Source organism: Neobacillus notoginsengisoli (assembly GCF_003515685.1).
GTDB lineage: Bacteria > Bacillota > Bacilli > Bacillales > Cytobacillaceae > Bacillus_D > Bacillus_D notoginsengisoli.
This window is the reverse complement of the sequence record NZ_QWEG01000002.1, coordinates 218,953-243,364: the sequence shown is the minus strand read 5'-3', so window position 1 is coordinate 243,364 and position 24,412 is coordinate 218,953. Positions and strand designations below refer to the sequence as shown.

Here is a 24,412-nt window from a genome sequence, read left to right as displayed (position 1 = left end):
TCATTCGCCTCTCGAAAGAAGCAAAGGGACGGTTCCGCTGCTTCATTCGGGACCCGAATGAAGCGCTGGAACCGTCCCCAGCCTCAGTAATTTGTGAAGGTGGTCAGTTTGATTTTCGTCATCTGTTTTGTAGGTGAGTTCGTATTGGAAATGGTCGTGTTGTTCTTTTTTCCAGCTGATGATTCCGCTGAGGTTGATGGGTTCGCCGGCGATGGTTGTTTTCAGTTGCAGCAGGAGTTCGGGCCTGGCTGGGAGGTTGATGCCGGAAATGAAGCTGAGGCTTTTTTGGCCGATTGTCTGAATGGACACCTCGGAATTCCCGACATTCACTTCTTTGCCGTGCAGGGATTTTAATGACATTATGGCGCTTAACGGGCGGGGCAAGGTGACAAGGTCGAACTCGCTTCTGTCGGAAAAAGAACCGAACTTATTGGGAGGCTTCGTCGGTTTCAGAACCTGCTTTTGCAAAAGAACCTCGAATTCACGGCCGGATACCGGCTTGCTGAACAAATACCCCTGGATTTCATCGCAATTCAATTCTTGCAAAAAGGTTAATTGGTCCACTTCTTCGACACCTTCAGCGACGACGCGCATGTTCAGACCGTGGGCGAGGGTGATAATCGATTTCGTAATCAATTGGTCCTGCGCCGATTCGGAAAGGTTTTTGATAAATGAGCGGTCGATTTTTAGAGTGTCAACCGGAAACTGCTTCAGGTAGGTTAATGAAGAATAGCCGGTGCCGAAGTCGTCCAATGCGACTCGGATGCCAATGTCCTTTAAAAGCTTCAAAGATGTATTGACCGCTTCTGTGTGCATAATGAGTGCCGTCTCGGTAATTTCAATTTCTAGGAAGGATGGGTCTAGCTGGTAATCATCAAGCGTGATTTGGAGTTTATTGATCCAGTCTGTTTTAAGAAACCGTTTCGCTGAGATGTTAATTGATATCGGGACAATGGGCAGCCCTTTTCGCTTCCAGTCGCTTAATGTTTGACATGCCTTATCGATGACAAACTCGCCAATATGCAAGATTAAATCACTTTGTTCGGCGACAGGGATGAATTCACCTGGAGAAATCAACCCCCAGATTGGATGTTCCCAGCGAATCAGTGCTTCAGCGCTAATCATTTTGCCCGTCTTCGCATCGACTCTAGGCTGATAGTGCAAATAGAGTTCTTTATCCTTTATCCCGCTCCGCAAATCTCTTTCAATCATAAAAAGCTTGTAGGACGCAATATTCATAGAGGAGGTATAGTGGTGGTAGCCATTTTTCCCTCTTTCCTTTGCCTGGTAACGCGCCGCAGAGGCATTTTTGACAAGGGTCTCGACATTGTCCCCGTCGTTCGGATACGTGCTAATTCCGATGCTCGTAGTAATATACAACTCAAACGCGCCTATGAAAAAGGGATGCTGGGTGATTTCAATAATCTTTTCCGCCAGTTCCGTGCTTTCTTCCAGACCTTCTGTGTTCCATAAAATAATGCCGAATTCGTCACCGCTAATTCGCGCCAGCAGTGAAGATTCATTCAGTACTTTTTCAATTCTGGAGGCAAAGTTTCTAAGCAGCTGATCTGCCACAGACCGTCCAAGTGAAGAATTGATGTTTTTAAAACGATCCAAATCAATGTACAGGATTGAAAAAGTTTCATTGTGACGGGGTTCTCTTTTTGCAAAAGATTTACACAAATGAGCGATTTTTTCATCGAACATCCTTCGATTCGCTACGCCTGTCAGATGATCATGAAAAGCGAGGCGGGTGATTTGCTCTTCATGCAAAATTTGTTGGGTAATATCTGATATGGTGCCGTCCATTCTAACTACATTCCCGTATGTACCGGTGATCGGAATCATGTGTCCGCCAATCCACCTTGTTTCACCGGACTTATGGATGATTCTATATTGATGGTAATGTTTATTCCCATTTAATATTTTGGGCTCGAGGCTTTTATACGAAACAAGGTCATCCGGATGGATAATGGACTGCCAGGAAATCAATTTGATTTCTTCGGCCGTATAGCCCGAGATATTTTCTACCCCTTTTGAGATAAAGAGAAAATCCTGCTTATGTAAATCGAATGACCAAATTCCGACGTTGAGGGCTTCACAGATGTTTTTGAACATCGTATTCCGATCATGTAATTCATGGAAACTGCTATCCCCAAGGCTAGTAACCTCGTTTGCTTCTTCCCCATGCCCCTTTTTAATTGTCTCCATCTTGAACGCCCTCCTATCAATGCTCAAATCTAAAGAATTATATAATTTGCAAAAATCATCCCCAAACACAAATCTATATCATGATTCATTACTTCTAAAATCGAAAACTCTTATGTAAGAACTTTTCACTATTATAAACATAGAAACTAAAAATGAAAATGCTTCCAACTGAAAAATAGGGGAATTTGCGGGAAAGTGTAAAAATTTAGCCTCCTGTTTCTGGCCATTAGGTATGAGGAGACCCGACTCTGTTCATTTCCTTCTTTTTCCTAAAAATAATTCTAAATACCTATCCAACTGACTGTCTTTATTTCGACAGCATGCGACGTTTTGCCCATTTTTTGAAATATTGTAATAAATCCAGGTTATTACAATAAATTTCGGTTGGGAAATGGTAAAATATCTCTTAATCTATCTTTTCACTATGTTGATAGGCAAAACCAAGGTCGCCAGAAAGCATGTCGGACCTAACTCAAGAAAGAAAGACTTGGACTGTTGGTTCCTGCTTTTAGACAGGCAACCGAAGTGGTTGAACAAGATCGTCTCCTAATCTTTAAAGGCGGCATAAAAATAAAAGAAAATGAGGCACCGGAACCGTCCCCCTGCTTCATTGGAAAATTGGTTGTTTCAATGGGAGGTTTGTTTATGATTGTAACGCTTATTCATATGGATCGGTTGGGTTCGATTACGTTGCCGGAGAGGGTGACGGGGCAGTATTGGGTGTCCGAGGCTGCTGATGATGGATCGAATCGTAAGTTGATTGGGATTGAGGGTGTGAATGGGGAGTGGGTGCTGAAGTCGAATAAGGATGTGCGGGTGCGGGATTCGTCCGGCCAGTATGTGCGGAGTACGATTCTCAAGTCCCTGAGCATTTATACCTTGTCGATTGAACAAACCGGGAGCAAGGCGCTGATTTTTACGGAGCCGAATACGGAGGACCGCCAGACGTTCATGAAGTTCCTCGCTGATGGGGACATGGACTTATCGATCGGCCGGGCCGAGCAAAATGACATTATTCTTGCCAACCAATTTGTTTCCGCCTCGCATGCGACTTTAGCCTACCGTGATGGGCAGTGGCATATTACGGACCTTTCGAGCACGAATGGGACTTTCGTTGATGGGGAGCGGGTGGCAAAAAAGAGCCTCAAATTCGGAGACATGATTTATATCATGGGCTTCAAGCTAATTGTCGGCAACCACTTCGTCGCATTGAATAATCCCGACGGCACTGTTACCGTCCGCGGCAAGTTAAAACCGTTCATCAGCCAAACCCCTGAGCAGGTGGATGAGGAAGAAGACGAGTTTGAGCTTCCGCAGCCGGACTATTTTTACCGATCCCCACGTTTCAAGCGGGACCTCGATAAACCGGTTTTTAAAATCGACTCGCCGCCGCCGAATGCGATCGGCGATGAAATCCCAATTATGTTCTTGATTGGCCCTTCGATGACGATGGGGATGGCATCGATGGCAACCGCCATGTTCGCGGTCAACAGTGCGATGACCACCGGCGATATCACGCGGGCGATTCCATCGATCGTCATGTCTGTGAGCATGCTGTTAGGCACTGTTTTATGGCCAATTTTGACAAAAAGATATGACAGAAGGCGGAGGCGCAAAAAAGAGAAAATCCGACAAGAGAAGTACAAAGCGTATTTGGACCGGGTCGCAGTCATGTTCAACGAAGAAGCTGAACGCCAGGAGGAACTCTTCCGTGAGAATCATGTTCCGGTCGAGGACTGCGTCGCGAGAATCCATCATGTCCAGCGCAACTTATGGGAGCGCGGACGAGGCCAGAATGACTTTTTGAAAATAAGGGCAGGAGTCGGCAGCGGTCGGATGATTGCCGATATTTCCTACTCCGAGAAAAAGTTCAGCATCGACGATGACAATCTCCAGGAAGAACTATACACCTTGTGCGAAGCTCCTAAAGTTTTAAAAAACATTCCCATTACTTTATCCTTCTTTGAAAATCACATCTCCGGTGTCATCGGCAACCGAAAAGAGACCGTCGAGTTTGCAAAAGGGCTGATCATCCAGATTGCGGCCTTGTATAGCTATGACGAAGTGAAAATGGTCTTCATCTATGACGAAGCCGAACAAGATGACTTTGGCTTTACAAAATGGCTGCCGCATGTGTGGAGCGATGATAATAAGTTCCGTTTCATCGCCACGAATCAAAACGAAGTAAAGGAAGTTTCTGCCTACATTGAAAAAGAAATTGAACACCGTTCCGAAATCAATGAAAGCGAGCTTGAGGACGTAAAGCCTACCTATATTATTTTTGCGTTGAGCAGGCCGCTTGCAATCAGAGCCGAGATGCTGAAGCAGGTTTACTCCAAAAAAGAAAACATACATATTAGCGTCGTGACGTTTTACGACGAGCTGAAAAACCTGCCGAAAGAGTGCACGACGGTTGTCGAAATCGAGAAAAACAGCGGGAAGCTGTTTGATAAAAGCGATATAACCGGCAAGTCGATCTCATTCGTTCCGGATATTTACTTGAACACCGCCCCGACTGCGCTGAGTGTGAAGCTGTCGAATGTCCAGCTCGATACATCGGGAGGTTCGTTCAATTTGCCGAAGATGGTCACCTTCCTCGAAATGTTCGGCGTAGGCAAAGTCGAGCACCTGAACGCGCTGACCCGCTGGAAGGACAATGACCCGACGAAATCGCTCGAGGCGCCAATCGGCGTTGATACGCTTGGCGAAACGTTCAAGCTCGACTTACATGAAAAGTTCCATGGCCCCCATGGCCTCGTCGCCGGGATGACCGGCTCTGGGAAAAGTGAGTTCATTATTTCCTATATCTTGTCACTCGCCGTCAATTACCATCCGCATGAGGTTGCCTTCATCCTCATCGACTATAAAGGCGGCGGGATGGCGAAGTCGTTTGAAAAGCTGCCGCATACCGCGGGTATCATCACGAACCTTGACGGCGCGGCTATCAAACGCTCACTCGTTTCGATTGAAAGCGAGCTGAAGCGACGCCAGTCTGTTTTTGCCGAAGCGAGCAAAAAGGTCGGCGAAAGCAATATCGATATTTACAAATATCAGAAACAATTCCGCGAAGGCATTGTTGATGAACCGCTCCAGCATTTGTTCATCATTTCTGATGAATTTGCCGAGCTGAAGACACAGCAGCCAGAATTCATGCAGAAGCTCGTCAGCGCGGCGCGAATCGGGCGGAGCCTCGGCGTCCACCTGATTCTCGCGACCCAGAAGCCGAGCGGCGTTGTGGACGACCAGATTTGGGCGAACAGCAAGTTCCGCGTCAGCCTGAAGGTCCAGGAACGGGCCGACAGTATGGATATGCTCAAGCGCCCTGACGCGGCTGAGCTCACCGACACTGGGCGCTTCTACCTCCAGGTCGGCTATAATGAGCTGTTTGAAATGGGTCAGTCCGCCTGGGCCGGCGCGCCGTATTATCCTTCTGACAAGGCTGTCGCTGAAAGGGACAGCAGCGTTGTCGTCATTGACCGCAACGGGCGCACGTTGAAAGAGGCGAAAATGGATAAAAGGAAAGGCAAGTTCGCCAATCCGAAGAAGCAGATGGATGTGATTACGGATTATCTCAGCCATATCGCCGACGAGGAAAAGATTAAGGTCAGGCCGCTCTGGCTCGAGCCGATCCCGGCAATGATTTTGCTCGACGATGTCAAAAAGCGGCACAGCATCCGTCCGACCCGCTCATTCCTGCTTGACCCGCGAAACCAGCTGGGGCAGGGTGCCAACCAAGCCAGCCAGTCAGAGAGGGATCAGCCGGCTCATAGCGCAAATTTAGCCGGGGTCCTGCCAGGCCAGGCGGAAGTTTCCGCAACGGTGGAAATCGATCCTGCGAAAGGTCAGCTCCAGGAAACAAAAATGCAAGAGACTCCTGCGGTCAGCAGCGGGATACAGCCTGCCGCTTCAATCGTCCTCAACCCGGTCATCGGCGAGTACGACGACCCGGCGAGGCAGCGCCAGTGCCTGTTCACGCTCCCGCTGACTGAAGAAGGCAACACGATTGTTTACGGGGTGGCCGGAAGCGGGAAGACGACGTTCCTGAACACGATGGTCTATTCGCTCATCCATGAGCACACGCCGGACGAGGTGAATATTTACTTGCTCGACTTCTCCTCTGAAACACTGCGCGCGTTCGAGAAGGCGCCGCATGTCGGCGACGTCATCTTTTCTTACGAAGGGGAGAAAGTGAGCAATTTGTTTAAAATGCTCCAGTCGGAGATTGGCCGAAGGAAGAAGCTGTTCGCCGATTACGGCGGCGATCTTGCTTCGTACGTCACGGCGACTGGCAAAAATATGCCGTCGATCATTGTCGCGATCAACAACTTTGCCGCGTTCACCGAGATTTACGAAGAGAAGGAAGAAGCGGTTTCCTTCCTGTCGCGCGAAGGCACGAAGTATGGCATTTACTTTGTCCTGACAGCACTGGGCACGAGCGTTGTCCGCTTCCGCCTTTTGCAAAATTTCAAGCAGCTCATCACGCTGCAATTAAATGATGAATCCGATTATTCAACAGTCGTCGGGAAAACAGAAGGGCTGTTCCCGTCGAAACACAAAGGGCGCGGGCTGATTAGACGGGATGACGTATACGAATTCCAAATCGCCCATGTGACCGACGACCCGGTGCCATACCCGTTCATCCAGGAGGCATGCGGGAAACTGCTAACAGGGTGGAAGGGGGCTTTTGCAAAAAAAATCCCGATCCTCCCTGAAAAAGTCGATATCGACTTCCTGGCAGATTCCATTGGAACGGGGCAAAGCCTGTCACTTCCAATCGGCGTCGAGAAAAACTCGCTCAATGTGCATCATTACCCGTTCGGGCAGTCATATATCCATATGGTTCTTGCATCGGGAGACGAGTATGTTCCGTTCCTGCATGAGTTTTCCATGCTGATGGCGGAGAGAGCCGGACTGGATGTGACTGTGTATGACGCACCGCAAAGCTTCGGGGATCAGGAAGCCACCGGCATCACCTATTACTCGACTATGAAGGAGTGCGAGGAGGCGATTGGTGAGTTGTTCAACCTGGTCGTTCACCGCAACAATTCCTACAAGGAGGCGCTTGAGAAGGGCACCGAACCCGATAGCTTTGAGCAAAAGGTGATTGTCATTCATTCGGTTGCTGCATTGAAGGAAGCTCTTTCTCCGGAAGGGTCCGAGAAACTGAACCTGATTTTGGAAAGGGGCGAGGCCCGCTACAATCTCACGATCATCTTCGGCGAACCGGCCCGGAACCTGTCCGGCCTAAGCTTCGATAAATGGTATAAGCGCCACCTGACCGGCGCCGACGGGATTTGGGTCGGCAGCGGCATTACCGAACAGTTCCAGCTGAAGCCGGCAAAAACAACGGCGGACATGCGCGAGGACATCGGCAGTGAATTCGGCTTCTCGATCCTGAAAGGAAAGAGCGTGCTAGTCAAGCTGCTGAGCGGAGAGAACGAGGAGGATGACAGCGATGAATAAAGTCCTTGTTGAAGTATTCCTGCCGGCCGCGAACGAAAGCTTTGACGTGTTTATCCCGCTGGACAGCAAGATGAGCGAGGTGCTCGCCCTCGTTTCGGCGCTCCTGGGCGAGCTGTCCGACGGAAAATACAAGGCAACACCCGACGCCGTTTTATGCGACGCGGCATCCGGCATCATTTACAACATCAACATGTACGTATCAGAACTCGGCATCCAGAACGGCTCGAGACTGATGCTGATTTAACCACTGCTGCGGGGAATTTACTTGGGCGTAAGCATCAGAGCCCTTCCGCTCAGTGCCCAAATAGAGAGAAAATTAGCCAAATTTGTCACAGAGAAGGCGCCTCAGTGCCCGAATGGGAAGGAAATTAGCCGAATTGGTCATAGACAGCAGATGCAATAAGAATTCCTAGGCAATGAATAGTTGGATATTACCATGCGTGTTTCAAAACCACCTCGAAATTCGGTTCGAAACGGCATGCTGATATAAATAGCATTTTTGAAAGGAGAATGGAAATGGCAAAAAGAATTCGCGTCACGCCCCAGGAGCTAGAAACCGCATCGAAGAAAATGCAGGAGCTTTCCGAGACGTACACAGGGATTTATACACAGCTGATGCAGGCGGCAAGCACGATGGGAGAGGCTTGGGAAGGTGCCGACAACCTGGCGTTTGTCGAGCAGATCAATGGTTTTAACGATGATCTCAAGAGCATGGCGGATAAGCTGTTGACAGCGAGCCGCGCTCTCGAAACCCAGCGCTCCAACTATGCGACAAGGCAGGAAAGCAATATGGTCCAGGTAAGGAAGCTTACAAACTAAATTAACTTGAAAAGGAGTGAGTACCATGGCAGGAATCATTAAGGTTAATACGGCCCAGGTGTCCGACATCGCGAACACAATCGAAAGGCTGAATACCCAGCTGGCTGAAGAATTGAGAACGAGCCAGGCGACAGTGAAAAACCTGACGAATACATGGGAAGGGGAAGCCGCTCAGGCAACTGTTTCTTCCTACGATGCATTCGCGTCAAAATTCTTCCAGACATACTACGACATTCTTGATAACTATGTAAAATTCCTAAGAGTCAACGTTGACCAAGGTTATTTTGAAACTGAAACAGCCAACGTCAATTTGGCTGATGCGTTTAAATAAAGCGGTCCTACATACGAAGGGGGCATGCCGCTCCCTTCCCGTGGGCCGGAACCTACTGCTAAAGACGATGAATCGCCGTCGTCTTTAGCCTGAATTTGAAAGGAACTCAAATTTGAGTTGAAATAGATAGATTATGCTCCGCTGATCGCAAAAAACAACGTTCAATGAACAGTGAAAGAGGGTCAGGAATGGGGAGAATACTGAAAATGGCGGCTGCCTTATTAGGGATTGTATCCCTCGTTGGCCTCCTCGGCTGCCAATCAAGCCAGGCTACGGCAAAGCAGGTTGAAGAAAAGTTGGAAGAAAAGTATGGGGAGAAGTTTGAGGTGTTGGCGCTTGGGAACCGTTGGGGGACGAAAGACAACGATACAGTGACTACTAATGTAAAAGCAATCAAAAATAACGTTATTTTCGAAACGGTAATGTATAAAAATGGAGAACTTAAATATGACACGTATTTAGTCCGGAAAATTGGAACTGATGTGGGCAATGTTGTTCAAGAAAAGTTGAAACAGGAAGGAATCGAGTCGAAATCAAAACTGTTCGCCATGGGTGGAGAGGATTTAGTTGTTAAAACGGCTGAAATGGATTTGATGGAATATATTCAAACTCACTCACCGGAAAAATTTGTCGGAATCATGGTCGTCGAGGATAACGGTCATGCCGCCCCTGCTAAGATTGCTAAAGCTTTTAAAACAGCATACTCAGAGTTAAATGAAACCACTTTGCAAGCAGATTTTCTAATCGTCTCAAGTGAGGATTACAATGATGCGGTAGAAGTCTTTCATAAAAATGCCGATGTTAGTGAAGATTGGCTTGAGAAATTTGATATTATATCTAAGTTTTATATCTACCTTGATAAGGATGGAAATGAATCCGATAACGAAGAGATTTTGAAGAACTTATAAGGTAGAGGGAAAATCGAGTCCGATAACGGGGATCTCATTAAGATTAGTACTAAGAAGTGAAGCACGACAACGACAGGAAGTAGCGGATGTTTACGCAAAAGAAATTTTAGAATGGCCGATTTCTTTCATATAATTTTTCTTGAAACAACTTATGCACATAGACTGCAAGAACACTATTGGATAAAGTGAGGGACTAGAATGCTAAAAAAAATACTGAAAAAGGCGGGTGTCCTTTTAATGGCTGTTTCAATTTTAAGCTTGCTCGGCTGTAATCAGGTTAATGAGGCAACGGCAAAAAAGGTTGAGGAGAAACTCGAAAAAAAGTACGGAGAGAAATTTGAGGTGCAGGCGCTTGGGAACCGTTGGGGAACGAAAGAAAATAACACAGTGAAAAGCATTGTGAAAGCAACTAAAAATAATGTGATTTTTGATGCAGTGATGAATAAGAATGGGAAGCTGGAAAGTGAGACCTATTTAATCCATAAAATAGGCGCTGAAGCGGGAAGTGTTCTCACTCAAAACCTGCAGAAGGAAGGGATAACCTCCAAGGTCAAACTTCGGGCAGCTGGAGGAAAGAAGTTAGAACTTAATGATTCAACTATTACATTGCCAGAGTACATCAAATCACATTCTCCTAAAAAGTTTGTTGGAATTATGATACTTGAGGATAGTGAAAATGCAAGTCCGGAAAAAATTATTAAAGGGTTTAAATCAGCCTATGTTGATTTAAGCGAAACTAAACTGCAGACACTTACGCTTATTGTTGCTAGCGAGGACTACGATGATGCTGTGGAAGTCTTTAATGAAAATGCCGATGTTAGTGATGACTGGCTTGAGGAGTTTAAAATTAAAGCGAAATTTTACCTATATATGGACGAAGAAGGGTTTCAATCAGATCATGAAGAGTTCCAAAATCAATCGTAAGGAGGGAAGTAAATGTCTAATACAGATCATAGTTTAAAAATTGCTACTGATTTGGCCTATATAGACCTAGATATTATTACTAATAATATGGATTTCAACAAAAAGTCCCCACCTACCATTCAGGAGATACTTGAAGCGGCGAAAGAACAGGAGCAGAAAGAAACAGTACAAAAGATCGAGAAAATCCTTAACAACCCTAATAATGAAGAGCTTAAATCCCAGGTTTTGTCATGGAAGCTTGTCGATGTTCATAACAAAAATAAAGCACATGGAAACGGGTTTTACGGTTGTGTTATCGATACCAACGAAGGTTTAATAGCATCTTTTAGAGGAAGTGAACCAATCACGAACCCCCAGCATGCCGAGCAGGACTGGAAGGATGCGGACATCGGCCTCGTCAACTCGACGATGACCCAGCAGCAGGCGGAAGCGGAAGTGTTTTTGGAGAAAATCAATAACTCCAAATATATTCAGGGTTACGACAATATTACTTTTGCTGGCCATTCTTTGGGTGGGAACCTGGCCTTCCATGCGACCATTATGTCAACGGAGTATGAAAATATCTACCGGAACCTGACGCAAAGCGCCAACTTTGACGGTCCAGGCTTCTCGAATGAGTATATTGAAATGCATGCCGACAGGATTGCCATGGTTAATGATAAGATGAACCATTACCAATGGAGTGTGGTTGGAACCATCCTTGAAAGCCTTCCTGGAGTTGACAGGCAAACACTTAAATCGGAACTAGCAGAAAAAGGTCCGCTAAAGTGGCTTATCCATGAAATTGGCGGCAAGCACTCAACCGATACGCTCGTGTTTGGCCCGGACGGCAAGGCACTCGCAGGCCAAAAAACGGACTATGAGCACATCATGGGCAAGTTTACCGAATTCATTGATCGAGTGCCGGCTCCCATTGGAAACCTTCTTACGGATGTCTTGGGCGGCATTATTATTGTGGCAACGTGGGATAGTCCGTGGGTAAAAGTCGCAATGGGTGCCGGGGCGCTCCTTCTGCTCGTTACAGTCGGGCCAGCGGCGCTTGCCGCTTTTGCTGGGAAGGTGATTCTTGCTATTGTCGCTTTTGCAGCAATTGAAATGGCTCTTGATAACCTGGGAGACATCTGGGCATCCGCTGTGAACCTGGCGAAGGATATCGGAAAAGCCCTTTCTTGGACTGGGCAGCAACTCGCAAACGTCATTGATTTCATCGGGCAGGAGGTAGGGAGAGTCAACAACTGGCTGCGCAATCTGTTCGGGCTCGGAACTGCTGCTGTCGCAACGCCCCTCATCGAAGTGAATACATACAAACTGCGCCAATATGCGGCCCGCCTTGAGAGTGTGAAAGCCCGGCTCCGGCAGCTTGATTCGGACATGAATTCGTTATATTGGAAAGCCGGTTTCCTCGACCTGCTGTCCGTCATCCGGGCGAACAACCTGCCGAGCAGCGCAAAAATGAACAAATATATTCATTATCTCGAAGACACGGCTACCGCTTTTGAAAGCGCCGAGCGGAATATTATGAGCAGTGTTTAAGGTTGATAGATTTAGATAACGATTCAGGTTTTGGGTTTTAGGTGGCTGGCTTTTCGTACACATGCATTTGGTTCTGGTGATAAGCAATGCAACTAGCAGCCTTGGTGCCTTTTGCGGTGAAAAATTGGGTCGAAGGTTACCGATAAGCGGTCTTGGTGCCTTTTCAGCTGAAAAAACTTGTCAAAGGTCACCAATAAGCGGTCTTGGTGCCCTTTACGCTGAGAAAACGTGGGAAAGGTCACCAATAAGTGGTCTTGGCGAACTTAGCACGGCAAAATAGCAAATAAAGTCTCCAATAAACTACATCTACCAAACAAGCAAGTAACCTAACCATTAATCAATTCAAAAAGGAGGTCACAACCAATGGCAAGCCTTGGTGCAATGAAAAGCGAGTTGAGGAGCATTATTCATGAACTGGAGAGCATCGCGTCCGGTCTGCAAAGCGAGTTTGAAGGAATCGGCAGCGAAGTGGCTGCCCACAGACTGAGAAGTGTAATCCGCCAATGCGAAAGCGCGCAGCACGGATTGAACAGTGTCGACATTACGAACATCGCGCCTGAGTTTAAAAAAGACGACGTTCAGAAGGCATGATTTTTTTGCAAAGGGGATAGCAAAAATGGCGGACAATATTGAGGTGGATGTAAAGGTTGTTAAGTGGGCGGCGGAAAGGATTCAAACGATTAACAAAACAATCCGCGATGATTTCCAGGATGTCGAATCGGCCATCCGGAAGCTGAATTCGAACTGGAACAGCCCGGCATCAGGCCCTGTGATCAATCATTTTTCGACCATCCGGAATGCTTTCGTGGATAACCGCTACACTGTGATGGACAACTACAGCAAATTTATGCTGAGCCAGGTGTCGGCGGGGTATACGGATGCGGAAAGCAAGAACACGAAGCTGGCCGATGCGTTTAAGTAAACGCGCTGGCGGGAGGAGGACTTTTAGATGAGTTCTTTTATTAAAGTGAACTATAACGAGTTTGATAAAGCTGCGGACGCGATTGAAACGTACATTACCAGGCAGAAAACGAATATGGAAAAGGCGACGAGGGAAGTGAACGTGCTGGCGGGCTCCTGGAAAGGCAAGGATTACCAGAGTTTCAAGGTGAAGTGGAATGAATTGGCCGGCGCCGGGTCGACGGCCGACTCTTTCGCGAAGTCGCTGGAATCGTATGCGAAGGTGCTGCGCTACGCGGCAACGCAATATAAGGAAGCCCAGAAGAAAGCGATCAATCGAGCGAACAGCTTGTAATATGGCAATAGGCAGGGAGATTTGTAGATGGGAAAGACAACGATTGAACAAAAAGGCAGAGCGTTTATCATTGAAAAAAAGCTGACCTACCCGGAAGCGGTCAATGAACGGGAGCTGAATGCGATTGCCGCCGGGCAACACGGGAATCTGCTTTCGGTTATCAAGGAAAAGGGCAAGAAAGGGTCTTCAATCAAATGCACGGTGAAAGACATGATTACCCTTAAATCATATTTTACGAGCCTTGTCAGCAAAAAAATGTTCCTTGATACGGTGTTCCGGATTGCTTCCATTATAAAGGAATGCGAAAGGAAATCGCTGAACACAAGCAATCTGATGCTTGACCCAGAGTACATTTTCATTGAGCCGCGGATGAAAGAAGTCAAATGCGTGTTTTTGCCGATGGTCAATAACAGCACCCCCTTTTCCGCCGGATCGTTTTTCCGTGAGCTGCCGTTCGGAATTGTCTTTTCGAAGCATGAGGATCATTCCTACATGTCGAGTTATCTGAAGTATTTTAACAGCACGTCCCCCTTTTCAATCAACGGTTTTGAAAAAATGATCCTTGAATTGATGGGGAAAAAGCCCGTCACCAACTCGTATCTCCCGACTGGCGATCAGGAAGGGAAGCAGCGGGAGACGGGCGGCGCTGCCGAAAAGAATACGGAGGCAAAAGCGGTTTCTGCGAATATCGCCTACAATCCGCTCAACCAAAGCAATCCGGTTGGCCGGAACGCAACGTTCTGCCCGCAATGCGGAACGGCTAGTCCGGCGGGGGCCAATTTCTGCGCCAATTGTGGGACGGCTTTAAAGTCAGTCCCTCCTGTGGCCGAGATTGTCAATCAGCTTTTTGCGAATGTCGGTCTTGCCGGGAATGGGCGGGCGCAAACTGGCGGGGTAGATGGGAATCCTAGCCATACTCGGCTGGCCGGACAGCCACAACCGGACGCAAACCCTGGCCACACTCAAATATCCGGTCCCGCCCAGACAACGGCCGGAACAACACATTACGCTGAAGTCCAACCCCCTTCTGGCAAAATTGGCACCCAAAACGGGAGCGAAACGACGGTCCTTGGGGCGGAGCGTTTTGCCGGAACGACTGTGCTCGGGTCGGCTTTTGCGGACGTGGCTGTTTTTCCTTATTTAATCCGGGAGAAAAACGAGGAGAAAATCACTGTCGACAAGCCTGTTTACCGGATCGGCAAGGAACGCAGCTTCTGCGATTATTTTATCTCCGACAACAACGCGATCAGCCGCAGCCACGCGGATATCATTACTAGACATAACCGCTACTACATCATTGATCAGAATTCAACGAACAAAACGTACGTCGACGGCCGCGCCATCCCGGTCAAACAAGAGGTTGAAATCTTCTCCGGCACAAAGCTGCGGCTGGCGAATGAGGAATTTGTGTTTTATCTGTGAGTTGCTTGTTTAGGCAGCAAACAGTACTACTTTTGCGAGCGTCTGGTGGACAATCCAACTTGAAAGGTTCTCAAATGAAACAGTCTATCTTCTATATAAGGAAGGTTTTGAAATGGATGTATTGACGGTGGCGGTTACCGACATTGGAATAAGGAAGGCCGCGAACGAGGATAGCCTGCTTGTGAAAATCGCCGACACCTCGCGAGGGAAAGTCGTCCTCGCGATCATTGCCGACGGGATGGGCGGACTGTCAAAAGGAGAGCTTGCGAGCGCGAGTGTCATCCGTGCGTTTTCGGCTTGGTTCGACCATGAACTCCCGGACCAGCTTGCAGCTGGGGATTGGGATGAGCTCCAGTACCGGTGGGAGCGGATGATCAAGGAGCAGAACCACCGGATTGCCGAGTACGGGAGAAGTGAACGGATTCAGCTTGGAACGACGCTGACGGCTCTCTTGTTAATCGGTGACCAGTTCCGGCTGATTGTCCATGTCGGCGATTCAAGGGTTTACCGGATTCATGAAGGCATCGAGATTCTGACCGATGACCAGACGGTTGTCGGACGGGATGTGAAGCGCGGGCTGCTCACTCCGGAACAAGCGCGCATCGACCCGCGGCGGAATGTTCTTTTGCAATGCATCGGGGCTTCAAGGCTTGTCGAACCCGACTATATTTACGGCCGCCCTCTGCCCGGTGAGGTCTATGTCCTCTGCTCGGACGGGTTCCGGCATATGGTTAGCGACGAAGAAATTTTCAGCGCCTTCCGCCCGGTGGAGCTCGCGGACGAATCGGTGATGGAGCAGCGGGCGCGGGCAATGGTTGAACTCAATAAGCAAAGGCAGGAGACGGATAATATTTCTGTGCTGCTCGTGAAAATTCAGTAAGGATGGGGAACGCATTTGGCAGTCATCGGCTCTGTTTTAGAAGGAAAATACGAAATACTGAAACTGATTGGGCAGGGCGGGATGTCAAAGGTTTACCTTGCGATGGACAAGCGCCTCAATAAGCAGTGGGCCGTGAAGGAGATCGAAAAGCGCGCAAAGGACAGGAATAATGAAGTCATTATCCAAAGCGCGATTGCCGAGGCGAATATGATCAAGCGGCTCGATCACCCGGCGCTGCCGCGGATTGTCGATATTATCGATGAGCGGGACAAGATTTTTGTCATCATGGATTATATCGAGGGGGAGCCGCTTGACAAGATTCTTGATGAGTACGGCGCACAGCCGCAGGAGCTTGTCATTGAATGGGCGAAGCAATTATGCGAAGTCCTTGACTATTTACATACGAGAAATCCTTCAATCATTTACCGCGATATGAAGCCTGCGAACGTCATGCTTCGGCCGGACGGGAACCTGAAGCTGATTGACTTCGGGATTGCGCGGGAATTTAAGGAGCAAAATTTCGCCGATACAGTGAGCCTTGGGACGAAGGGCTATGCGGCGCCCGAGCAGTTCGGCGGCAAGGGGCAGACCGACCCGCGCACGGATGTGTACTGCCTTGGCGTCACGCTTTACCATCTCTTGACCGGGCACAATCCGTGTGAGCCGCCCTATGAGCTTTATCCGATCCGTTATTGGAATCCGCAGCTGTCCGGCGGGCTTGAGCGGATTATTGAAAAGTGCACGCAGCTGAATCCGGAAGACCGCTACCAATCATGCGCCGAACTCCTGTATGCGTTGAGCCATTATGAGGAGTTCGATGACGTTTACCGCGAGAAGCAGAAAAAGAAGTTGCGCAATTTCTCGGTTGTCGCGGGTGCCGCGCTGTTCTTTTTGCTGACGGGGATTTTCGGCCAGGTGATGGCCATCCAGACGAATAATGCCGACTACAACCGGATGCTGCAAATGGCGGCCAAGGCATCATCTTACACGAATAAAGTGGATTACTACCTTCAGGCGATTGACATCAAGCCGACCGAAAACAGCGCCTACATCGGGCTCATCAACACATTCAAGGACGACGCCGCCTATACGGTTGAGGAAGAGGAAAAGTTCAAGAAGAAAATCAACCCGAACCTGATTAAATTCAGGGAGAATCCGGCCTATGCCGACCTTGCTTTCGAGGTGGGGAAAGCGTACTGGTATTATTACGATTATGGCAAAAATGAAGCCTCCGATAATCAGGTGACACGGATGAAAAGCGCAATCGAATGGTTCGAGGATGCCGCCCATTACGGCTCCCCGGACAAGGAATACTACGAAATGGCGACCATCTACCGTGACATCGGAAAGTTTAATCAAGAAATCCTGCTGCAAATCGAGGAAGCAGCTGATAAAGGAAAGTACAAGCCTTACTGGGAAAATATTAAAAAACTAATTGACATGATTGCAAAAAAGCCGGATGAAAACGAGATTGTCAAACTTGAACTGTACCGTTTAACGATGTATTCAATCGAAACGTACGCCAGAAAACTCAAGTTGGACGGGGTTGCTGAACGTGATATCCGTACTGTGTTCGATGCGGTGAAGACGGCGACGAGGGACGTGCCCGTCACAGCGGAAAAGACCGAAGCCATGAAGGACAGCATCATTGAACGCTTCGAAGTAACCGAGCAGGCAATTGCCAATGCGTACAGGGAGTAGCGGGATTAGCGGCTGGGCGGATTTTTAATACGTCGATTTTGGAAGATAAAAGTTGGTGAATGGAAGGGCCAGGCAGGTTCAGACGTTGAGTGCCGGATAATTAACGATCATTCAATCGATTTTTAGTGTCTGAACCTTTGTTAGACCGATAGAGGGTATCGTGGAAGCTAATTTCCGCCGATAGGATGAAAGGGGGGATTTGATGGATGCATCAACATGGCAAATCGTTTCGATCGTTGGGTATTCCTTGGCAGGATTGCTGTTCATTAGTGCTATTATCATGTTTTATAAATTGAATATCCCCGCCATCGTCGGCGATTTGACCGGCAGGACTGCTGCAAAGCAAATCCAGGAAATCCGCGAGCAAAATGCCAGCACCGGCCAAAAAAGATTCCAACCCGATGCCTTCAATCTCGAACGGGGCCTTCTCACCGAGCCAGTAAAATCCCGCTCGCGGGGACTAGGCAGAATTAGCGCCCGGCTTAGTGGATTGCTTAGCGGGGAAATGAGTGGGCGGACTGTAGGCCAGGATAGCGCTAAATCAGGGGGCCAAACATTTGGGCGGATCAATGAAAAGGTCAGTGGGCGAACTGCTGACGGGAAAAGTGGGGCAGCCAGCGGGCAACCGGTTGGTCGGACTGCTGGAGCGAGTGGTCAAACAGTTGGACGGACTGTCGTACCACTAATGGAATTGGGCGCCAGGGGTGAAACAATTGGGGCTGCCCGGGCGCACGTTGCCGAAAGCCAGCCAACAGAAGTATTGGCCGACCAGGAACCCGTTTTATACGGACACGAAGGAACGATGGTTCTGTCTTCAGCGGCTGACGGTCGGTTCTCCAATCAATTTGGCCAGGGAGATGGAGCTCCGGTAGCAGAGACAGAGGTCCTTGGCGAGATGGGATTGCCTGTCAGTGACTCGGAATATTCTTTCACCGAACCAGACATCCTCTTCACCGAAGTAACAGCTCCTTCCGGGGAAACAGGTCTGCGGTTGGAAAAAAGGGAGAGCCTAATTCCGGATAAAAGTGGTTTTAGTACGGATATCGACACAAATAGTACGGATACGGACACAAAAAGTACGGATACCGACACAAACTTTCCGAATAAATTATCCTTCTATAAAGATATAGATGCTGTTTCCTCAAAAAAAGAGGGTTTTTTGCAAGAAACAGGGTGTGCGGCAGAGAAAGGAAAAGACCATTCGTCCGAATTCGTGATCCATTCGTCCGATGTTGTGTATGATTCGTCCAAAAAGGCACTTCATTCGTCCGCATCCAGGGTTGATTCGGCGGATAACGAAACTTTGTCATCAAGCACGGAAGTTCTGGTTCCCGGAACCGAGATTCTATCACCAAATACTGAATTTTTGTCACCGGAACTAGAACCACTGGCATCCGAAACCGAAGTTCTTTCCCCAGAAACCGAGCTGCTGGCCCCTTATGTCACGGCTGGTACTGAGGTTTTAAGTGAAGAGCCAGGAGGAACGACCATTTTAAGTGAAGCAACCGTTCCGGCATCAATAGAAACACGGACGCCAATAAAGTTTAAAGTAGTTAAAAATGTTGTCATTACGCATACAGAAGAAACGCTTTAAAATGATTTGCTTGAGCAAGGAGGGGGATTGGAAATGAAATTGAGCAGGAAGGAAACGTACGCGCGTTTGAAAAGACAGTCGAGGTTTACGCGGATGCTGGCTGTCGTGCTGTCGGTTTTGCTGGTTGCGTATAATTTGTCCTACAGCGGCGTAATGTGGCCTGTATTCGCGCAAGGTGAGAACGATGCGGGCGCAGATGTGTTTACACTGACGGTTTTGAATGAAGACAAGCCTGTTGCTGGCCAGCTCGTCACAGTACATAACGCAGATGAAGAGGAAACATTGTTTACGGAAGGCACAACAGATTCAAATGGATTTGTTGCTTTGCCAGCATTAACGAATAAAGATTTCGGGGAAAGCAATCGTTTCCGATTCAAAGCAGGGGAAGCGTCCGTTGAAAAAGAGTTGAAGAAAGGCACTAAGCTTCAGCTCGTTTGGGAGCTTTCCACCGGTGAAATTAAGGAAAAAGAAGCTGAACCGGAGCCAGAACCGGAACCAGAGCCAGAGCCAATTCCGGAATACAATGTAAATGTCGAAATGACTGGCCAGGGGACGGTCAAGGTGAATGGGAAAGACCGTTCAAAGGCTGCCCCGATTCTGGAAGGGGAGTCCGCGAATCTGGAGTTCATCCCGGCAAAAAATTACGTCATCAAAGCTATCACGATAAACGGGAAATCAGAAACTGTTCCCCAAGAAGGGAATTTTGAAAAAACAATCGAGAATGTAACCGACCATCTCGCGGTTTCCGTCGAGTTTGCCCTGAAAACATATAAGATTACCTTTCAAACGAAAGGCAACGGCGAACTGTGGGATAGTGAAGGGGAAATGATAACGGATGGCGGATTTGTTGAAGTACCGCATGGACTGGATACGCATTTCACGTTTGCCCCGACTGAAGGCCACCATGTCGAAAGGCTGCTGATTGACGGGCGTGAATACAGAAATCTTCGTTCGCTAAAAGATGGGGATGTTTACCGTTACGATTTCAAAAGAGTAACCGGAACCCATGAGGTTGAGGTTGTTTTCTCCATCAACACCTATACCATTGAAGCGATGAGTACCAACGAAAAGATGGGGAAAATCAGGACGGATAAGAAATTGGCCAACCATGGCGAGGATGTTTTGCTAACCATTACTCCAGCTGACATCTCATACCAGGTTGCCGAGCTGACAGTCAATGATGAACCAATCGATGTAAACGAACTGGAAGAGAATGAAGAAGGCGGATATTATACTTATCTCTTAAAAGAGATTAAGCAAGATACAGCCATTCAGGTCAAGTTCGCTGAAGTTGCCGCGGAACCGGGCAAATGGAATGAGTATATTGAAATTACACCGGCAGAGGGTTTTCAAGTAGAGCCAGACGATGGCACGGATGAAAATCTTCGAATCTTTTCTACTGATGCCGTTGTCAAAATCACTCCAAAGGAACCTTACAGCAAAATTGACATTTTTTACGAGAATAGATGGGTTAAACTCTGGAAAGATGAAGTGCTCATTAGCAAACCAACCGCTATTGAGAGAGTGATTGTAAAGGAAAAAGGGTTCAAATGGCCGAAGGAAATCGAGCTTCCAGGCAAGCTGCTGCTTGTTTTTGACAGAATGAGCCCTGACTTGGACAAACCGGCTTTGGCTGGACCAAACAGAAGCACTGTTGGCGAAACCGTTTGGTATAGCGGCCCTGTAACGGTTTCCGGAAAAATCACCAATCCAACCGAAGAATTCAATGGGGTGAAGTACTCCACAGAGATTGAAAAGGTTTATTTGACAAGGGATAGGGATTCCCAAGAGTTTGTGGCCACATATGATGCAGCCACAGGCAACTATTCCTTCACGACAAACGACGAAGATTATCAAGGAACGTATAAAGTGTGGGCCAAGGACAAAGCGGGCAACATTTCAGGAGCGGAAGAAGTCGCTGTCAACATCGACAAGACCAAACCAGAGCTCGTCGATGGCAAAAACGCTGTGACGTTCGTGCAGAAAAATGAGAGCTTTTTTGCTAAAGCGATCAATTTCCTGTCCTTTGGGACGTTCTTCAATAAGCAAATTGAAATTACCGTGAAGGTGCAGGACGAGGCTTCGGGCATCAAGGATATTGTGCTAAAGGCTGTCACTGAAAAGGATGTTCAGGAGATTGGCGAGGTAAATTTCAAGAAGGATGGCCTGACCGCGGAGACGAAGTTTATCTTTGATAGCAAAAATTTCAAAGGAACCTTCACGGTTGACGTAACCGATAATGTGAAGAACGCGAACAGTATCATGGTTACAAAGGACAATTCGAACATCGACGCGGATAACACTGGCATCGTGATGGTCGAGCAAACCGCTCCTGTTGGCAAAATAAACGTCAAGCCCAATAAGGGTGTTTCCTCGAATGGCGGGAATCAGTACAACGGCGATGTGACGTTCGAAATTTCCGCCGAGGATGCTGATTCAGGCGTCAATACGGTTGTCGTTGAAGTAAACGGGAAGAAATTTGAGCACGATTATTCGCAAAAGGCCGAGAAACAGGTTGGGCCGCTGACTTACACGATTGATACCGCTGATTCGGATATTAAAATCAATGAAGACGGTTCATATCACGTTTCAGTTTATGTGATTGATAACGCCGGAAATACAGCGAAGCTTGAGAAAACGACCTACAAGGATGCCTCAAGTCCGAGGATCCTCGATTATATTTTCTCCGTTAATAATGGAAAAGGGTACGCAAAAGTCGGCGAAACCGCTGATGTGAAAAGCACGGTGGAACTGACGGAATACGGCTTTTACTTCAAACTGCCGACACGGGTGACCGTGAAGGCGGAAGATCCCAAGGTTCCTTATGAGTATACAAGTAAGGTCAAGTCGATGGCGGTTTACTTGAAGGACCATGACAATGGAAAGCTTTACGCGGTGCTCGCCAATGCTTCCCTGAAGGAAATCACGGCGAAGGATGTTGAAACAATTGCTCCAGTCGCGACAACTGGCGAGCTGACGTTCAATGTTCCGGCAGCTTTTAAAGGGCAGATTTTTGCAAAAGCGACCGATCATGTCAACAACACCGGTCCGTTTGAAACGCCTGATGGAACGGTGATTGAGAATGCGAAGCAGCATTTGAAGGAAAAGCATATTCATTTTGAAAAAGGCGATGCCCGCTTTAAAGATCAGAACAATCTTGACCTGTATGCGCAAAATGTCGATATAAAGCTGACTGTTGTCGATACGTATTCCGGCCTCGCCGAGATTGAGTGGTCTGTTGTAGCGCCGAATGACAAGGCGAATAACCAGGGCGGAAAGCTCCGGATTAACAACGACAAATCGTACGCGCCGGGCAGCGATACAGCGGGCTGGAAGCAGACGAGGACGGAGAAAAACCTTGTCCTTGAAATGGCCAAAACGCTCAGCGTGAAAAACAACAGCAACGGGATTGTCGTGAACGTGAAGATGATGGACCGGGCCGGCAACTCGTCTGAAGAAAAGCTCGAGTTCAGCATCGACAAGACCGCGCCTGATATCCAGGTGACGTTCGATAATAACAGCCCGGATCGCGAATACAACGACTTTTACAATGCCGACCGGACGGCGACGATTGTACTCACCGAGCGTAACTTCAACAAGGATGACGTCGACTACGTGATTACGAATAAAGACGGTTCGGTGCCAGTGCTATCCGGCTGGACGACAAGGACCAACTCTGCGGATCCTGACAAAACGACCCATACGGCTACGGTAAGGTTCGCTGCCGATGGTGATTATACGTTTGATATGAAGTTTAAGGACCGCGCCGGCAACCAGGCAGCGCCGGTCGCCCAAAGCAAGTTTACGATCGACAAAACCGACCCTGTCGTCAACGTTTCGTACAACAATAATCGGAATGCGAGTGGCCAGTTCTACAATGCTGCCAGGACGGCGACGATTTCGATCACCGAGCACAATTTCGACCCGGGCCGAATCCGAATTGCGGGTACGGCAACCCATGCTGGCAAAAACAGCGCCTTCCCTGCGCTCAGCGGCTGGACGTCGAGGGGCGATGTGCATACGGCAACGATTTCGTATGCCGCTGACGGGGAATACAGCTTTGACATTGACTTTATCGACAAAGCCGGCAATGCGATGGCCGATTATAAGGCGGAGCAATTCATTGTTGACCTGACAGCGCCTGCCCTCGAAATTACCGGGGTGAAGGACAAGTCGGCGAATAAGGGCGATGTCGCGCCAGTCATTGCTTTTTCCGATACGAACTTCAATAAAGAGGCCGTATCGATTAAGCTGACGGGTGCGAACCGGAAGGCGGTTGCCCTTGACGGCAAGTATACGAATACCCCGAACGGACAAGTCTTTACGTTCAATAACTTCAAGAAAGTGAAGGAAAACGATGACCTGTATACACTGACGGCAACGATTGTCGACTTGGCCGGCAACGAGTCGACACAGACGGTCCGCTTCTCGGTGAACAGGTTCGGCTCGGTTTATGCGTTCGACGAGTCTCTTCAGGAAATTGACGGCAAGTATGTCCAAGAAGAACGGGATGTTATTTTGACAGAAACGAACGTCGACAGCCTGAGGAAAGAGTCGGTTAAGGTGAAGATGACGAAGAACGGCACGCCGGTCGACCTTGTGAACGGGACAGATTACACGGTAAACGAGACAGGCGGCGGCGGGGAGTGGAGCCAATACACGTATGTCATCGGTAAGTCGCTCTTTGCCTCTGATGGCCGTTACACTGTGACGCTTTACTCTGAGGATGCGGCTGGTAACATTAACGAGAATATCGACGAAGCGAAAAAGGCGGAAATTTCGTTCGGCATCGACAAAACCGCGCCGGTGATCGTGCCAATTGATATTGAGGACGGCAAGCAATATCCGGTTGATACGAAGCCAGTGACGGTATTAATCAAGGATAACCTTGTCCTCGAGGATGCGGCCATTTACCTGAACGGGGTGGAAGTCGAGCATCAAGTGGACGGCGAGAACTATTCGTTTGAAATCCCAAGCTCCAACGACAAACAAAAAGTGCGGATCGTCGCTTCTGATGCCGCCGGCAATGAGTTCAGCAGGGAAGTATCCGACATCCTCGTCACCACGAATCCACTCATCCGCTGGTACAACGATACGAAATTATTTGTCGGATCACTGAGCGGATTGGGCGTTGTCACACTTGCCCTCGCCGGCTGGCTGGTGTACCGGAGAAGAAGCAAAGCGCCTGGCCCGGAGACGATTGAGGATCAAGTGGGCTGAGATCGTTTGGGAATTTTGTATTTGTGTTGTGCACTATTTGCAAGTTGTATCGTTAAATGAAAAGATGCATCTGCGAAAGTACCGAATTACTAATCTTTCTTAATTAGTATTTCCCCTGAACCACGGCCGGGTTTTGCCGTGGTTTCAGGGG

At 48.3% G+C, this 24,412-nt stretch carries 16 protein-coding genes; 15 read left to right on the top strand and 1 reads right to left on the bottom strand.

Translation table 11 applies throughout. From position 1 onward, the window contains the following. Positions 1 to 42 precede the first annotated feature (42 nt). Positions 43 to 2,211: a bifunctional diguanylate cyclase/phosphodiesterase gene (locus D1B31_RS03910; RefSeq protein WP_118919438.1), complete on the bottom strand. Its 2,169-nt coding sequence runs from the start codon at positions 2,209 to 2,211 to the stop codon at positions 43 to 45. 645 nt (positions 2,212 to 2,856) lie between these two features. Between D1B31_RS03910 and D1B31_RS03905 the strand changes: the two genes are divergently transcribed. The 15 genes from D1B31_RS03905 (at position 2,857) to D1B31_RS03835 (ending at position 24,261) form a co-directional block, all read left to right on the top strand. Continuing rightward, the gene (locus D1B31_RS03905; protein WP_158587434.1) at positions 2,857 to 7,674 is read left to right on the top strand and encodes an FtsK/SpoIIIE domain-containing protein; all 4,818 of its coding nucleotides are present in this window, start codon (positions 2,857 to 2,859) and stop codon (positions 7,672 to 7,674) included. Next, a complete protein-coding gene (locus D1B31_RS03900) occupies positions 7,667 to 7,918 on the top strand; it encodes a ubiquitin family protein (protein WP_118919436.1) in 252 nt (83 codons plus the stop codon). Before D1B31_RS03905 ends, D1B31_RS03900 begins: the two co-directional genes overlap by 8 nt. Positions 7,919 to 8,190: 272 nt before the next feature. After that, a complete protein-coding gene (locus tag D1B31_RS03895; protein ID WP_158587433.1) occupies positions 8,191 to 8,493 on the top strand; it encodes a WXG100 family type VII secretion target in 303 nt (100 codons plus the stop codon). A gap of 25 nt (positions 8,494 to 8,518) precedes the next feature. Further along, complete coding sequence (locus tag D1B31_RS03890) at positions 8,519 to 8,824, top strand: WXG100 family type VII secretion target (RefSeq protein ID WP_118919434.1); 306 nt, start codon at positions 8,519 to 8,521, stop codon at positions 8,822 to 8,824. A 188-nt stretch (positions 8,825 to 9,012) separates the two neighbouring features. Further along, positions 9,013 to 9,732 (top strand): hypothetical protein, encoded by a 720-nt coding sequence (locus D1B31_RS03885; RefSeq protein WP_118919433.1) that lies wholly within the window; start codon positions 9,013 to 9,015, stop codon positions 9,730 to 9,732. A 198-nt stretch (positions 9,733 to 9,930) separates the two neighbouring features. Beyond that, positions 9,931 to 10,656 carry a hypothetical protein gene (locus D1B31_RS03880; protein WP_118919432.1) on the top strand — a complete coding sequence of 242 codons (726 nt, stop codon included), beginning with the start codon at positions 9,931 to 9,933 and terminating at the stop codon, positions 10,654 to 10,656. Between the two features lie 12 nt (positions 10,657 to 10,668). Beyond that, positions 10,669 to 12,189, top strand: a complete 1,521-nt coding sequence (locus tag D1B31_RS03875; protein ID WP_118919431.1) for an Mbeg1-like protein — start codon at positions 10,669 to 10,671, stop codon at positions 12,187 to 12,189. Positions 12,190 to 12,552: 363 nt separating this feature from the next. After that, positions 12,553 to 12,780, top strand: a complete 228-nt coding sequence (locus D1B31_RS03870; RefSeq protein WP_118919430.1) for a hypothetical protein — start codon at positions 12,553 to 12,555, stop codon at positions 12,778 to 12,780. Between the two features lie 25 nt (positions 12,781 to 12,805). Continuing rightward, the gene (locus tag D1B31_RS03865) at positions 12,806 to 13,111 is read left to right on the top strand and encodes a WXG100 family type VII secretion target (protein WP_118919429.1); all 306 of its coding nucleotides are present in this window, start codon (positions 12,806 to 12,808) and stop codon (positions 13,109 to 13,111) included. Between the two features lie 27 nt (positions 13,112 to 13,138). After that, positions 13,139 to 13,444 (top strand): WXG100 family type VII secretion target, encoded by a 306-nt coding sequence (locus D1B31_RS03860; protein WP_118919428.1) that lies wholly within the window; start codon positions 13,139 to 13,141, stop codon positions 13,442 to 13,444. A 27-nt stretch (positions 13,445 to 13,471) separates the two neighbouring features. Beyond that, on the top strand, positions 13,472 to 14,866 hold the full coding sequence (locus tag D1B31_RS03855) for an FHA domain-containing protein (protein WP_118919427.1): 1,395 nt from the start codon (positions 13,472 to 13,474) through the stop codon (positions 14,864 to 14,866). Between the two features lie 112 nt (positions 14,867 to 14,978). After that, positions 14,979 to 15,746, top strand: coding sequence for a PP2C family protein-serine/threonine phosphatase (locus tag D1B31_RS03850; RefSeq protein WP_118919426.1), 768 nt, complete (start codon positions 14,979 to 14,981; stop codon positions 15,744 to 15,746). Between the two features lie 15 nt (positions 15,747 to 15,761). Next, the gene (locus tag D1B31_RS03845; RefSeq protein ID WP_118919425.1) at positions 15,762 to 17,447 is read left to right on the top strand and encodes a serine/threonine protein kinase; all 1,686 of its coding nucleotides are present in this window, start codon (positions 15,762 to 15,764) and stop codon (positions 17,445 to 17,447) included. Between the two features lie 202 nt (positions 17,448 to 17,649). After that, positions 17,650 to 19,041: a hypothetical protein gene (locus D1B31_RS03840; protein ID WP_118919424.1), complete on the top strand. Its 1,392-nt coding sequence runs from the start codon at positions 17,650 to 17,652 to the stop codon at positions 19,039 to 19,041. A 33-nt stretch (positions 19,042 to 19,074) separates the two neighbouring features. Further along, positions 19,075 to 24,261 carry an Ig-like domain-containing protein gene (locus tag D1B31_RS03835; protein ID WP_118919423.1) on the top strand — a complete coding sequence of 1,729 codons (5,187 nt, stop codon included), beginning with the start codon at positions 19,075 to 19,077 and terminating at the stop codon, positions 24,259 to 24,261. Positions 24,262 to 24,412: the final 151 nt, after the last annotated feature.